The organism is Alteromonas sp. 5NW40-0090, assembly GCF_057552975.1.
Genome location: NZ_BAAJLT010000010.1, coordinates 167,855 through 183,273, shown reverse-complemented (window position 1 = coordinate 183,273; position 15,419 = coordinate 167,855). Strand labels below are relative to the sequence as shown.

Genomic DNA, 15,419 nt, shown 5'->3' with positions numbered 1-15,419 from the left:
CCTTACTGCTTTTCGAAATATAGCGCAGTTACAACGCAGCTCTTCGAATTAGAGTCGCCAGTCATATAACAGATTGATACACTGAGATCGTATCAATCATCCTTTAGGAAGTTATATGAAAAAATACGGATTACTGGCTACATTCGTATGCGCGCCTGTTTTGTTCGCATGCAGCGACAACAGCAATGTAGACGCAGCCAAGACAGACAAAGATCAAGCCATCAGCGTAGGCTCGACTTCAGACACTGAAGTACAAAATGTTGCAGTAGCAAACCAAGCTGACGCGGCTATTGCCTCTGGGGTAGATTATCACTCCTTCGCGAACCCTAATGAGATTCGGGTTACCCATCTCAGCCTAAACCTAACTGCAAACTTTGAGACCAAGCAGCTTGTTGGCGACGTAACGCTTGATGTAAAGCGTGAAAAGCCCGACAACAACACCTTGGTGTTAGACACGCGAGCATTGGACATTCAAAGTGTTACCGTAGACGGTGAAAGTGTTCCTTTTGAAATGGGAGAGGTTGACCCTGATTTAGGTACACCTCTTACGATTACGTTACCTAGTTCCGCAAACGCAGTAACGGTTGCGTATTCAACCTCACCTGAAGCGTCTGGCGTACAATGGTTAACGCCAGCGCAAACTGCAGGTAAAAAGCACCCGTTCCTGTTTACCCAAGCGCAAGCGGTTCACGCGCGAAGCTTTATTCCGCTTCAAGACTCACCGCAAGTACGCGTAACCTATGACGCGACCATTAAGACACCTGAAGCGCTGTTGGCGGTGATGAGTGCGTCAAACGATCCTACCACCGAGCGCGATGGTGAATATGAGTTCACCATGCCACAGCCTATCCCTTCGTATCTTATTGCGTTGGCTATAGGTGATTTAGAATTTAAAGCCATGGGTGAGCGTACCGGTGTGTATGCTGAGCCTGCGCTACTTGAAAGTGCAGCGAAAGAATTTGAAGACACTGAGGCGATGTTAGAAGTAACAGAAGAAACCTATGGACCTTACCAGTGGGACCGTTACGATCTATTAATTCTACCGCCGTCATTCCCGTTTGGCGGTATGGAAAACCCTCGCTTGTCGTTTATCACGCCAACGGTTATCGCAGGTGATAAAAGCTTGGTTTCATTGATTGCTCATGAACTGGCGCACAGCTGGTCTGGTAACACAGTAACAAACGCAACATGGCGTGATCTGTGGTTAAACGAGGGCTTCACAACCTACTTAACTTACCGAATTATGGAAATGATCTACGGTCACGATCGTTTCAAAAAAGAAGCGGTGCTCGGTTACCAAGACCTAGAGAATGATATTGCTGCATTAGAGGAAAATGATGAGATCCTGGCTATCGACCTTCGTGGTCGCAATCCGGACGATGTTTTCTCAAATATTCCCTACGAAAAAGGCGCACTGTTCTTACGCGAAATTGAACAAAAGATTGGCCGAGAAAACTTTGATGCTTTCTTAATGCAGTACTTTAAAGACTTTGCTTTTAAGAGCATTACTACCGACACATTTATTGCTTATTTAGATGATACCTTGTTAAAGCAGTATCCAGATAAGCTAGACGCGGAGCGCATCCAAACGTGGATTTTTGAATCAGGCATTCCCGAGGGAGCGCCACAGCCAGAATCTGATGCGTTCACTAAAATCGATGACACACGAAGCGCTTGGCTTTCTGGCAACGTGAAAGCGGCGGATATTGAAACCGCGCAGTGGACTGTACACGAGTGGCTATATTTTCTAAACAACATGCCCGAATCGCTAAGCAGCGCACAGCTGGCTGAGCTAGATTCAGCGTTTTCACTCACTTCGACGAAAAACAACGAAATTGCTCATAGCTGGTTGATGATCGCAGTAGAGAATAACTATCAGCCTGCCTATGATCGTTTGTATAGCTACTTGGTGTCGATAGGGCGCAATAAGCTTGTTAAGCCCCTTTATCGCGAGCTATCAAAAACACCTGAAGGCAAGGCGTTTGCTAAACGCGCATTTGAAGAAGCGAAACCGGGCTATCACCCACTTACAGTGAAAGCTAATGAAGAATACGTAAATTAACATCAAGCGTACGGTTAGGTTAGTAATTAAGCAGCGCAATAAGCGCTGCTTTTAGGGCCTTGTTACTTTCACGCTATAGACATTTAAAGTGACCTTTAACGTCATCCTTAGTTTCTTATTTTCTGCAGCTTATTCGTTTTCCTTAGATACCGAAAAAGCAATGGGTGCCATCTGCTTCCTGAAGTCACTTAGTGCATCTAGTGGGAGCTCAATGTCTATTTCTACACTACTTCCATAGCTGCAATTGGCAATTTTGCCTTCAGCTTGTTCCACCAAGTAACGTACAAACTGCTCGTGTTTGAAATCGATATCTACGCTAAGTGGTTCCAGCTTTATCTCTTGTCTTACCTCAAGAGCATCTATAGCTTGCTGAGCCGCAGCGGAATACGCGCGAACCAGCCCTCCTGCACCTAATTTAATCCCGCCAAAATACCGCGTGACAATAATCATGATGTCGCCGATATCTTTGTGCTGGAGTACATTTAATATGGGTTTACCGGCAGTGCCGCTAGGCTCGCCGTCATCAGCCATCGCCGCGCTACTTGGCGAGTTAGGGTTGCCAAAAACATAAGCCCAGCAATGGTGTCTGGCGTCGGGATACCGTTGTTTCACACTATCTAAAAGCGCCATTGCACTTTCACGAGAATTTGCAAAGCCGGCACAAGCAATGAATTTGCTTTTCTTAATTTCGTACAGGGTTTCAACCTGTTTAGCTGGAACGGGATAAGTCATCAGCGCATTGTAAGCTAAGACAATTTTTTATTTAACCCAAATAAGGTAAGCAGTGTGTTTTACCGCTAAATAAAACGAAATTTTCGACGGCGATAGGCTCAGATAGAACGCAGTGGTCAAAAATACTACTATTTGGCGAATTATCTTGAAAGGTCGTATTTCGTTTACCGTTCTAGCGGGTGCTTATTTCTTGATAGTCATTAAGTTTATGAATTTAAATGGTTTTATAAAGTTGGCGCAGTGATTGTAATAGTGAATATGAGTGTGGCCAAGGTGTAACGCCACAACAACGTAACTTCGTCCCAATAAGGAAATCATGCTATGAAATCACGTATTAATGCTATCGCTATTGTTGCTCTTACCTCTGTATTCACCGGAAGTGCTTTAGCTTCGGTAGAATTTAAGCCTACCGACGATTCGGTCACCTCTAACCTTTGCGTTGCTGCCGCCACCGGGAACAAGTGGAAGCTACATGAACAAATTAAAGAGTCTGCCCTAGATAAAAAGTACGTAGCACAGGACATGACGTGTAACGGACTATCGGTTGCTGCGTTTGTTGATCAATATGGCAAGAACGGGGAAAGCATCAAGAAATACCTGAATATTCAACAGCAGCAGATTGCTAACGTAGTGCATGCAAAATAATTCCCCCACAATTAAACGGTGCTAGGCTTGTACGTATGCGAAAAATCGATTGTGTGAAAAAAGCGGGTTAAAAAAGGGCTGTTGATTATACAGCAGCCCTATTTACTAATTTGACATGACTGCTAGCGTAGAATGCTGGATACCGTTTCAGATACGTTTAATGCGCCTTTTTGAATTTCATCAATGATGCTTTGAACCTGCGCAATTTGCTGGCTGTTTTGGTCAACACTGTCTTTAACACCGGCCATTTTCTTCGTAGACTTATCCGCAAGTTTTCTATTCTCAGCAACAACGCTTTCAATTTCTACCGTTGAGTCACTAGTGCGTTGCGCCAGCTGTCTAACTTCATCCGCTACTACGGCGAAGCCACGACCTTGATCACCTGCTCGAGCAGCTTCAATTGCAGCGTTTAGTGCTAACAGGTTGGTTTGCTCAGCAATCCCGCTAATGGTCGTTACAATAGTTTCAATCTTAAGCGACTGTTCACTGAGCTCATGCATTAACTGGTTGGTTTCTTCAACTTCCAAAAGAGCTGCGTCGAAAGTTTCTACGCTTCGCTGCAAAGAAGAGGCACCATCTGCAGCAATTTGTGAAGTCTCTTCAGCGGTTGATACCGCTAATTCAGCTGCTTGAGCTATGGCATCTTTCTCATTCACTGCGTCGGTAATATTTGAAGCGAATTTAATAACTTTAGTAACGCGACCTGAGGCATCAAACACGGGGTTGTAGGTTGCTTCTAACCATAGCGCATTTCCGTTAGCGTCGACTCTCTCAAACTGACCTGAAGAGAAATTACCCCGAGCAAGGTTATCCCAAAAGGTAGGATTTTCTTGATAGAACTTATCGCGGCAGAACATTCGATGGTGTTTACCTTGAATGTCGGCCAAACTGTATTTCACTGTTGCAGTAAAATTCTCATTTGCCGTGATAATTGTTCCATCAGGATGAAACTCAATTACCGCCATCGACTTGTTTAGTGCGTCAGTCACTGCTTTACCAGCAAAATAGGCGTTTTCACGTTCAGTGATATCGTGGTAAATGGCATGAATTTCTGTAACGCCATGCTTATTCACCGCTACGTAGCTTGCCTTAAGCCACTTCGTTTCACCTAACGCCGATTTTCTTGCAACCGTGTCGCTAAAGCTGCCGCCATTGACCAAGTGTTGCCAAAACGATTTGTACTGTGACTCAGGTTCAACACCTTCAACGCGCATTGCCGCATGGGAAAACGACGTTGCGGTTGAATTTGGGTAATCCAAAATGGAAAGTAATACGGGAGAGGCAAATGTGCACTGTCCATCAGTACTATAGATGGCATAGGCCATTGTGTTTTTGAATGCATCCAGCGTGCCAAGCAAGCCTTGGCTCTCTTCCCTAAGAGCCGAAATGTCATTATTGTATCGAGAACTGGATACGAACATAACGTCTCCGAAAATTACAAGTATAATTAAGAATTAGTGTAGTCTATGTTAACTATATTTAACATTTATGTCGTTTAGACATTAGGCGAAGCCTATGTTTAAAGCATTATCAATTAGGCTTAATTTATTTATAAGTGGTTGTTTTCATTGTTACAGTACGGTAACTATTTCCATCTAACAAGAAACATTCGAACTAATAAGACCACTCGATGCCATTAGAACGCTTTATCCCATTTCGCAAACATGATGTTAGTAGATTGTGTGAAAACGTAATTGTGCAAGAGAGGACTCTTTTTCGTACGTTCTCAACGTTGCTCGTTAATCGCATACACTATCAATATCATGAGCAACTTGAGGGTCTAAAAGATAGCTATAACGATTTTGACCCAAACAAAGACACCCGCGATCTTACACCTTCAAGTGAAGCTACTAGGAAGCAAAGCCAAAAGGCGTTTTCGAGAGCGTTTGCTAATCTATTAAACGCAGCCAATTTTGAAAAAGTCACAAACGAAGATTTAGAAGCAGCATTAAACGAAGAGTCGCTGTTTAAAGTGCGCCTAGCGGTTAGCTTCGAAGACTTTGAAGATGTGGTGTTTTATCGACGGGGTGAGTCGGTAAAAACTGAAACGCTGCGTACTTTTTTCGGGTTGCGAAAAAAGCAGGTGTCATTTACCAACTACGACAAAGTGGCTGTTTATATCACTTTTAAAGATAAAGCCTACTTCAAGAAGAAAGGGCAAACGCCAGTTACCTTTAAACCTGGCTCCACCATAGTAAAGCTTTTTCAAAACGTACCCAAAGCAGACTTGGAGATGCTGTTTCCCAATAGCGAAGTCAAAATGCGTCCGTTAGATAAGTTGATTATTAGTGCATCGGCGGCAATAGGTGGCACCGTGGTACTAGTGACTAAGTTAGGCGCGTCGTTACTGCTCATGGCATCTTTTCTAGCCTTTTGGCTTGGCTTTAAAGACGACGAAGTGGAACTGACCAAGCAAAGCCTAATAACTTTTGGTATTGGCATGGGGGTATTCGGCAGCTTTATCTTTAAGGAATGGACAAAGTTTAAAAACAGAAAAATCCGGTTTATGAAAGCCTTGTCTGATAACCTGTATTTTAAGAACTTGGACAATAACGCGGGCGTGTTTCATACGTTAATTGATGCTGCAGAGGAAGAAGACTGCAAAGAAGCTTTGTTGGCCTACACATTTTTGCTCAAGTGTAGTGAAGCCTTCTCCGAAAACTCCGCCGCCTTTGGCGCATCACGTTCAGAAAACGAGATTGCAGCGGGCGGAATGACATTAGCCACCCTTGATAGCGTGATAGAGAGTTACTTTTCAGAAGAGCTTGATTGTGCGCTCGACTTTGATGTTACTGACGCTATTACTAAGCTGGTGGACATGGAACTAGTTGGGCAAGACGGCGATGTTTTTGTTGCGCGGGCGCTTAACGATGCGGTGAAGATACTTGATGACTACTGGGATAATATCTATCAGCCTGTTTAATTTACGCTTACCTCGCCCTTATTTAGAGCAAGCTAGCATATTCCACAATACGCGCTTTATGACATCAGTTTTCTCGACGAGCAGTACGCAGAAATAACTATTTCAAACGAACAATCACGCTATCAAACCGTTGTCATAAAAGCACAAAATCTCTATAGTTGCCTTAAGGTGTGTAGAGCTATGTACACACCTTGGCAACAACCGCATTGCACTGAATGCGCATCTCTATCTCCAATGCAACAAGCCTGGTTCACTTCTAAATGAAAATATTGCATACGTCTGACTGGCACTTAGGTCAGAGTTTTTTTACGAAAAGCCGCAAAAACGAACATGCAGCCTTCCTTAAATGGCTTCTTCAACAAGTAGAAGCGTATCAAATAGATGCGATTATTGTCGCGGGTGATGTGTTCGACACGGGCACGCCGCCTAGCTATGCCAGAGAGCTTTACCATGCGTTTATCGGTGAATTACAGGGGATGCAGTGCACGTTGGTGGTGCTGGGTGGAAATCACGATTCAGTGTCGGTATTGAACGAAAGTAAGGCGCTACTGAAATACTTAAACAGCCACGTAATAGCCAGTACCTATGGCGATTTAAGTGAACAAGTCATTACGCTTAACGATCGCAAGGGGGAGCCCGGTGCCGTACTGTGTGCCGTACCCTTTATTCGCCCACGTGATGTGCTTGTCAGTGAAGCAGGGCAAAGCGCCACTGACAAACGTCAAGCGCTGGGCGATGCGATAAAGCAGCATTACGGGGCGCTTTATAATGAAGCCCTGTCACTGCGTGCCTCAATTGAAGAAAAACAAGCAGAGCAGGGCAGTGAAAATAGCGCTGCCATTCCTATTATTGCTACCGGGCACTTAACCGCTTTAGGCGTGAGTCAGTCAGAAAGTGTGCGTGATATTTACATTGGCACCCTTGAAGGCTTTGACGCTAAAGGGTTTCCGCCCGCCGATTACATTGCACTGGGGCATATTCACAGGCCACAGAAAGTGGCTAAAACAGAGCACATACGCTACTCAGGCTCGCCCATACCGCTAAGTTTTGATGAACTAAACACGCAAAAGCAAGTTGTGTTGATAACGTTTGGCACTGAAAGCACAACGCCAACTATCTCAACGCTTCCGATACCGCGCTTTCAGGCCATGGAAGTAATAAAAGGCGATTTACAAGCGATTGAGGCGGCCATTAATGAAAGCGAGGCCATCGCGTTAGCTTCTCACACAGATGATGCCGTTAGCGAATTGGATGAAGTAGATAAAGCCCTTAGCGAAGCGGATAACGCCGTTAGCGCGACGGATAACGCCATGACTCCTAAAGACCCCGTGTGGTTATGCATTGAGGTTGAAACAGAAGACTACCTGACTGATTTGCAGCAGCGTATTCAGGGCTTGTTAGAGGGAAAAAACGCTGAAATTTTACAGTTGAAACGCAAGCGCAAGCGTACGGTAAATAGCTTAACGGAAAAGCAAAACGTCCAGCTTAGCGAACTGTCTGTAAACGATGTATTTGAAGCGCGTTTGGCACTGGAGAGCATAGAAGATAATCCAACAAGTGAGTCGGCACCAAGTGAGTCGGTACCAATTGAGCCGGCACAAGAAACCCTGCTAGATGACGACCAAAGCCCCCGAGCAATGGAAGAAGCCGGTTCAGAGAAAAACGCTTCACGCATAAACCGAATACGGCAGCTCTTTAATGAAGCGCTAGAGCGGGTGCATGCCAATGATGAAGATGCTGAAGTATCAGTAGAAGCATCATTGGCAAACACTAAAGAAAACAAAGGCGAGTAATACAATGAGAATATTGACCTTACGCCTTAAAAACCTAAACGCCTTAAAAGGGGAGTGGAAGATAGATTTCACCCAGTCGCCGTTTATTGACAATGGGCTGTTTGCTATCACAGGCCCAACCGGGGCGGGTAAAACCACGCTGCTTGATGCCATTTGTTTAGCGCTTTATCACCAAACCCCTCGCTTGGGACCAATTTCAACGTCGAACAACGACATCATGACCCGCGGCACGGCGGAGTGTTTGGCGGAGGTTGAGTTTGATATTAAGGGTAAAGCATACCGTGCGTTTTGGAGTATGCGTCGGGCCAGAGGGAAAGTTGACGGTAACCTGCAAAGTGCTGATGTTGAGCTAGCCGAAGTTGAAAGCGGCAAGGTATTGGCAACTCAAGTGCGGCCAAAAAGTGAAGAGATTGAAAAGCTAACCGGCCTTAATTTTGCCCGCTTCACCAAGTCGATGATGCTGTCGCAAGGCGATTTTGCAGCATTTTTGAATGCTAACGAGGCCGACCGAGCCGAGCTGCTTGAAGAGTTAACTGGCACCGAAATTTACGGGCAGATATCACAGGCGGTACATCAGCAATTTAGTGACGCTAAACAAAAGAAAAAAGAGTTTGCGATAAAGCTAGAAGGCGTAACCTTGCTTAGCGACGAGCAAATCACCCTGCTTGAAGAAGAGCAAGCACAAACCAAGAGCCAAGTCGCAGCGTTTAACCAAACACTTGCTGAACTGCAACAGCAACAGCAGTGGCAACAAGCGTTTAACGCTAACGAGCTCGCGATTAAAGAAGCCAGTGAAGCGCAGCAGGCCTCGAATAACGCCATCAATGAGGCGAAACAAGAGCTTGATCTTCTAACCCAAAGCGAGCCAGCTGAAAAGCTTCGCCTGCCATTTTTACAAAGAAACGGGCTTCAGCAAGACGTAACCCGTTATAAAGAAAGGCTCGACGAGAAAGCTGCTCAGCTGCCCGATTTAAAAACGCAAAAGGCACAACGCAGTTCAGAAGTAACCCATGCCGAACAGGCGCTAGCCCAGACAAAGCAACAAAGCAGTGAGCTTGAAAAGCGCATAAATGAGCAGGTGGTGCCGCTAGATAACCAAATAGCGCAGCTTACTAATGAACAGCAAAAAGCAAACGAAAACGCGGCACGTTTAAGGCAGTCAATAAACGCGTTAACGCTAAAACGCACAGAAATCGAAAACGCTTCGGCAGATAACAAGACCAAGCTTGGTGAACTGGAAGCTTACTTGAGAGAACACCATTCACTTAGCGGTGTGGCCGAGTTTATCAGTGGCTGGAGTGAAACGGCGCGCCATATTGAACATGATAAAAAGCAGTTAGAGACACTAACACAAAGCGTAAAGAATGATCGTCAGGCGCTTTCATCCCTAGATGAAGCTATCGCAAAAACAAATGAGTCGCTTAACACTTTAACGCAGACCTTTGATGACAAAAACGCGCAAGTTGCCATGTGCGAGAAGGCACTCAACGCCGCGCTATCTGACAAATTGACTGATACTAATAGTGCTAGTGCAACCAGCAAAGCAAGCCTTCAGCAAGAGCGGGATACCAAACTTCATCATTGGGATAACGTGTTACAGCTAGGGCATATTCAACAGCAATATTTGGCATTAGAGCAAGACAAAGTATCGCTGAGTGCGCAGAAGGAAGACTTGGCGAAGCAACTAGCGCAGCAGCAATCTGACCGCCAAGCCTTGGTTGATGCTTACAAGCAAACTCGTAGTAATTTAAAAGACATAGAGGCGCTTATCGCTCTTGATGCTGAAGTGGCGCACCTGCGCGCACAATTAAAAAGTGGCGAGCCATGCCCTGTTTGTGGGGCTAACGAGCACACCACGTCTAGCGTGGCGATTGATGTGCCTGAAACTATCCAAAAGCGAGATAGCTTAAAGCTGCAGTTAGATGATATTGAGCAGCAAGGGGCGCGAGCAAAAGAAAGCGTTACACAAACTGAATTCACTCTTGCTCAGGTTAATAAGCAGCTAGAACAGGCAAGTAGGCAACGAGATACGCTGCTAGAAAAGTGGCAGCAGATTTCAAGCGTACTTAGCGCTGATATATCGAGCTTTGAAAAGGTCGACATTAATACCTCACAAAGCGTCGCTCAATTTACCCAGCAGTTTAAAAACCGTCTTGATGACATTAGTGCCCAATTAACCCGTTTAGAAGAGTGCGAGCAAGCTCTAAATGCTGCACTGCAGGCTAAAAATGAAGCGCAACAGGCGTTACAAACCAAACAGTCAGAGCGTGCAGTTTCTCTTCAGCAGCGCGAAACCTTAGAAAAGCAATTCACCGAACGCAATGTAGAGCTAGAGAACAAAACACAAGGGATTAATAATAGTATTTTAGCGCTCAGCGAGACTATGACGGCGCACGGTGCTGACATTCACAACCTGTCAATTGATGGAATTACCAAGTGGTTAAATGAAAAAGCCGAAGCGCTTAAAACCTATAAACACAATTATCAACTGCACGCCAAACTAAAAGATGAGTTGCAAGAGGTGAGTAGCTCCTTACTTGTGCTTAATCGCGATATCGAAAGCGCTGAGCATCAGTTTGAGGGTGTATCCGAAGAGCTTGTGCAGCTAGATATTAGCCTAAAAGCGCTGGGAGACTCGCGCAAAACCGTATTCCCAGAAGGCAATATCGCAGATGCAAGGAGTAGGGCAAGGGCTGCTCAAGAGCAAGCTGAGCGAAACGTGAGTGAATGTAAATCTCGCCTGCAACAAACGGACACTATATTGTCTCGTTTAGAAGCGGAAATTGCCCAGCTTAATGAGCAAATGTGCGAAAAAGAGCAGACACTGACAGAGGCAACAGAGCACTTTAACCGTCAGTTGGCGAGCAGCCCCTTTGCCGATGAGCAAGCGTTTAGCAATGCGCTCTTAGACGAAGAAACTCGCAACACGTTACTTGAACTGCAAAAGCGATTAACACAGCAAAAGCAACAGGCAGACCTAAAGCTAGAAAACGCGCTAGCTGCTCAACAATCGCTACAAACCCATGCGAAAGCAGCGCAGTGGCAGTGTGAGTTAGAAGAACACGGTGCACAGTGGATAGACATGGAAATTACACAGCAAGCCGAGCAGCGTGACACGCTGTTATCTTCTTTAGGGCAAATTGAACAGCAGCTAAGCGCTAACAATCAAGCCCGTGAAAAGCAGAAGCAGCTTGTGGATGAGATGGCCACGTTTGAGGCCTATTACGACGATATTACTTACCTTCACTCGTTAATTGGTTCAGCAAGCGGCGACAAATTCAGACGCTTTGCTCAAGGGCTTACTCTGGACAACTTAGTGCAGCTTGCTAATCAGCAGCTTGATAAATTACACGGTCGCTATCAGCTTATTCGAAAAGAAAATGAAGGGTTGAGTTTAAGTGTATTAGACACTTGGCAAGGGGACGTAGTGCGAGATACTAAAACTCTGTCTGGCGGAGAAAGTTTCTTAGTGAGTCTTGCACTGGCTCTCGCTTTATCAGACTTGGTCAGTCACAAGACCAGTATTGATTCGCTGTTTTTGGACGAAGGCTTTGGCACCCTTGATGCTGAAACTTTGGATGTGGCAATAGATGCATTGGACAACTTAAATGCCAGCGGAAAAATGATTGGTGTAATAAGCCATATTGAAGCCATGAAAGAGCGTATTCCTACTCAGCTAAAAGTAATTAAACGCAACGGTGTTGGTCTTAGCGCGTTAGAAAAGGCGTATGCGGTGGGATAGTGTCGCTCATAAATAATCCGAAGAGGTTTTTGGTTTAAGCCTCTGAAAATAAGATCGTAAACAAAAACGGGTAAGCGTAGCGCTTACCCGTTTTTATATCTAAGAAAAACGATTTATCACTAAACCCTCTGTTTAAGGGATGAATGCATCATCGAAAGTGTGGACAAACGTAGTTTTCGTTTGTTGCTTTGTAACCATCTTAACCGTAGGTGTCAGTGTACCTGCAAACTCACCCTGAACATTGTCTAAGAAGGCTTCAACAAATCCACCCGGCATCATATACCAAGAATACGCTTGTTCGTTATTTTCAGGCGGGTTTGCCAATACCAAACCACTACCGTTTAAAGGAATGTAGTCACTGCGAATTGATGGGCCAACAAAGCCGTAAAGGCCATCTACGCCAGCATCTTGAAGGGCAGGTGAAAAGGTGAATTTATGGCTGATAGTCCAAAGGTATACAAGTCCACCAGAGAACGTCGCGTGGGGGCGCTCTAACTGTTGGTTAGTACAGTTGGCATGTAAGATGGGAGGAAGAAGTTCAAACTCCGTCATGCTATCTTCGTTAGCAACAGCAAGACCAATGTTTCCGTTATAATATTTAGCTTGTGGGCTAACCGGAAGAGCGCCGTTGTTCGCGGCCGCTGGGTTTGCACCATAAGGCCCTGGATTGACGGGGTTAGTTACGCCATCGGTTGAACCGCAAGCAACTTCTTCACCTGGACTATTACCTTCAAACAACATATAGACTTGACCGTCCTGCGGGTTTTTAAACACCCACGGGTCTCTGAAGCCATAAATGATGGGGCCAGCTTTGGACTGCTCTAACGTTTGATACATTTCGCCATCAGCTTCAGCGATGATTTCGTGTTCGCTCCAATCACTAAACGTAATGCCATTTGAGTCTGCAGAAATGGTAGCGCTAGCAACGACAAGTTTTTGAGTGAAATATTCAGCATCATTTGGACCTGCTCCCTCACTGCCTGAAGCCGTGTAGTAAAAGTAAACTTTATTACCAACAAGGATAGTTGAGCCAGCCCATTCCCTGAGTCCTGGAGTATCTACCTCTTCTGGGAAGACGTCACCTTGATATTCCCAGCTTTTGCCGTCTCGTGAAATAGAGTAGCCAATTTCCGCGGTCCAGTGGCGTTGGGGAAAGTCTAAATCTCTGTCAGCCGTTAAAGAGAATATTACCTTATAACCTTTGTAGTTGACGGTTCTAGAATCTAGGTTTGTCATTGGCCAAGTATCCCAAATCCAAACTTCGTCTGTGACGATATCTACCGGCATTTCTTCCAAAAGTGGCAAGGTATTATCTTCTGTTAACGCTATTTTGGCAGCATCATCGCGAGTCCACGCATCCGTGTAGTCACCCCATGCAGGGTAACTCATCTGCTTCCTAGGGTTGTCCGATGGTGCAGCGTGCACTGAACCTATTAAACTTAAGCCTATGGCCAAAGTTGTTGAACATGTCAAAAACGTTTTTTTTAAAGTCATTTAAACCATCCTGTATTTTCGATTAAAAAAGATAGTCATCCTCGGTCTATCTGTTTTCAATTGAGCATGTGGTATGCCAAGTATGGTTTTTTGTTTTGTATCTATATGATTATTAGTGTTTATTTATGTTTTTGGTAAGTTTGTAGAGCTAGAGTTGATGCTAAGGTTGAAGTTATATGGCAACAGTTATAAGTAAGTAATTCGCGTTAATGGTAATCTTTTCTTAATCGATTAAGCTCCTGCGTGTGCTTAAAGTAATGCCTAATAAGCTGACTTCAATGCATTTTTTTTACTTTCGATTAAAAATACGGTTAGTGTGATATCTTACTGAAGAAAAGTGTCGCAGTTGAGCATCATTTTTCAGGAAAGCATTATATTTACTTACAAGTCATTTCACGTAAATACTATCAAGATCATGGTTTTATGATACTTTATCGTTATTAAAAGTAGATATGGACGTCATATTTAGTGAAACGATTTGCGATATTCCCTCTTTTTGCCTCTTTCTGTTCTTTTGGTAGTACCTTTCAATGTGAAAGTGAGTTTGAATGGTTAAAGAGCACGTTTGAAAACAACGATGCCGGTTTTCAATATAGCGTCGAGAAAAAAGGGCAGGATCTTTATTCCGCCCACAATAATGCCGTCTTGGCTCGGGTACAAAGCGCGAGGAACGAAGCGCAATGCCAAACTGTCCTTAGCGACTGGCTTACGTTTTTTCGCAAAGGGCATGTTGGTCTTGTACTAAATACGAATGGTACAGAGGAAACGGTACGCGAATCGGTAGTGCATGATTTCGACTTATCGGCATTTAAACAATATTTAAAAAGCAAACGTGACGAAACTCTTGAAGGGATTTGGCAATTCTCAAGCTATACGGTTGCGTTAAAAAAAGAAGGTAATGTCCATAAAGCTTATATCGTTGAAAGTACTAATCCTTCATGGAAGGCAGGACAAGTAAAGTTCATCCTTAACGACCCTGCAGACAGCAATACTGCAAACGTGACGTTTTTTATGGGCGATCACTCCGCCCGACAAATAGATACCATTACGTACTTGGGTAACAATGAAGTGGTGTTGGGCAATAGCTTTATCGTTATGTCGCGAGAGGAACCGCGACAAGAATCTTCACCTGAAATAACACGCTACGTGCGCCTGCTTAGTACAAAGGCTCCGCTATTCGAAAAAATTTCAGAGAACACAGTATTAGTTCGCATACCGGCTTTCGATCATGCCTTCAAAAAAGATATCGACGCGGTTATCGCTAAAAACCTGGATACGATTTTAAAAACTGAAAACCTCATTATCGACATCCGAGGAAACGGGGGTGGTAGTGACGTAAGCTATGCGGCTTTACTCCCTATTTTATACACCAACCCTATTCGCACTGTAGGCATGGAATACTTATCTACCGAGCTTAACAACTCTAGAATGCTTGGCTTTTTGCAAAACCCTCATTTCAGTGAAGAAGAAAAGCAGTGGGCAAAAGGCGGGTACGACATTCTTCAGCAACACATCGGCAGCTACATCAACATTGATGACGACGTAACGGTGGAGACATTCGATAAAATCGAACCTCTGCCAAAAAGTATTGGCGTACTCGTTGATTCAAGTAATGGCAGTACCGCAGAACAGTTTTTGCTGGCGGCTAAACAAAGCAAGAAAGTAAAGTTGTTTGGGCAAACCACCGCAGGTGTACTCGACATCTCAAACATGTATCAAACTGATTCGCCGAGCGGTACTTTTACCTTGCATTACAGTTTAACCAAAAGTTTGCGTATTCCCCACATGGCCATTGATGGAGTGGGCATTCAGCCAGACTACTATATTGATAGTGAACTCCCTCTTTACCAGTGGACGTCTTACACGCAAAAGATACTTGAAGGCATGTAAACCCTTATAAACGGCAAGCATACGGTTATTTGCGAGTAACTAAGACCAAACAGGTTCATTTGTCTGGGGTTTTACGCTATACCAGTCCGCATAGATAATTATCCTCTCAGAAGGCGCTGGCAAGTTTCCTAGCAAAGC

General features: G+C 44.5%; 8 protein-coding genes and 2 pseudogenes. 6 read left to right on the top strand and 4 right to left on the bottom strand.

What is annotated here, in order from left to right; genetic code table 11:
- Positions 1-115 precede the first annotated feature (115 nt).
- Positions 116-2,062, top strand: coding sequence for a M1 family metallopeptidase (locus tag AC27KT_RS14025; RefSeq protein ID WP_487130920.1), 1,947 nt, complete (start codon positions 116-118; stop codon positions 2,060-2,062).
- Positions 2,063-2,191: 129 nt separating this feature from the next.
- Here the strand turns inward: AC27KT_RS14025 and AC27KT_RS14020 are convergent, their stop codons facing one another.
- Positions 2,192-2,794, bottom strand: a complete 603-nt coding sequence (locus AC27KT_RS14020; protein WP_487130918.1) for a YigZ family protein — start codon at positions 2,792-2,794, stop codon at positions 2,192-2,194.
- Positions 2,795-3,115: 321 nt separating this feature from the next.
- Here AC27KT_RS14020 and AC27KT_RS14015 point away from each other — a divergent pair, with 321 nt between their 5' ends.
- A complete protein-coding gene (locus AC27KT_RS14015; protein ID WP_487130916.1) occupies positions 3,116-3,439 on the top strand; it encodes a DUF3718 domain-containing protein in 324 nt (107 codons plus the stop codon).
- 122 nt (positions 3,440-3,561) lie between these two features.
- Here the strand turns inward: AC27KT_RS14015 and AC27KT_RS14010 are convergent.
- A pseudogene (locus AC27KT_RS14010) lies at positions 3,562-3,918 on the bottom strand (methyl-accepting chemotaxis protein); the annotation flags it as partial.
- A gap of 177 nt (positions 3,919-4,095) precedes the next feature.
- Positions 4,096-4,404, bottom strand: a pseudogene (locus AC27KT_RS14005) (PAS domain-containing protein); the annotation flags it as partial.
- 665 nt (positions 4,405-5,069) lie between these two features.
- On the opposite strand from AC27KT_RS14005, the gene AC27KT_RS14000 reads away from it, so the two are divergent.
- The 3 genes from AC27KT_RS14000 to AC27KT_RS13990 all read left to right on the top strand — a co-directional run bounded on the left by AC27KT_RS14000 (position 5,070) and on the right by AC27KT_RS13990 (position 11,897).
- Positions 5,070-6,362, top strand: coding sequence for a TMEM143 family protein (locus tag AC27KT_RS14000; protein WP_487130914.1), 1,293 nt, complete (start codon positions 5,070-5,072; stop codon positions 6,360-6,362).
- A 260-nt stretch (positions 6,363-6,622) separates the two neighbouring features.
- Positions 6,623-8,155, top strand: coding sequence for an exonuclease subunit SbcD (gene sbcD / locus AC27KT_RS13995; protein ID WP_487130912.1), 1,533 nt, complete (start codon positions 6,623-6,625; stop codon positions 8,153-8,155).
- Positions 8,156-8,159: 4 nt separating this feature from the next.
- Positions 8,160-11,897 carry an SbcC/MukB-like Walker B domain-containing protein gene (locus AC27KT_RS13990; protein ID WP_487130910.1) on the top strand — a complete coding sequence of 1,246 codons (3,738 nt, stop codon included), beginning with the start codon at positions 8,160-8,162 and terminating at the stop codon, positions 11,895-11,897.
- Between the two features lie 132 nt (positions 11,898-12,029).
- Here AC27KT_RS13990 and AC27KT_RS13985 read toward each other — a convergent pair whose 3' ends face one another.
- The gene (locus tag AC27KT_RS13985; RefSeq protein WP_487130908.1) at positions 12,030-13,286 is read right to left on the bottom strand and encodes a glycoside hydrolase family 68 protein; all 1,257 of its coding nucleotides are present in this window, start codon (positions 13,284-13,286) and stop codon (positions 12,030-12,032) included.
- Positions 13,287-13,859: 573 nt separating this feature from the next.
- On the opposite strand from AC27KT_RS13985, the gene AC27KT_RS13980 reads away from it, so the two are divergent.
- Complete coding sequence (locus AC27KT_RS13980) at positions 13,860-15,281, top strand: S41 family peptidase (protein WP_487130906.1); 1,422 nt, start codon at positions 13,860-13,862, stop codon at positions 15,279-15,281.
- The last annotated feature ends 138 nt before the right edge of the window (positions 15,282-15,419 follow it).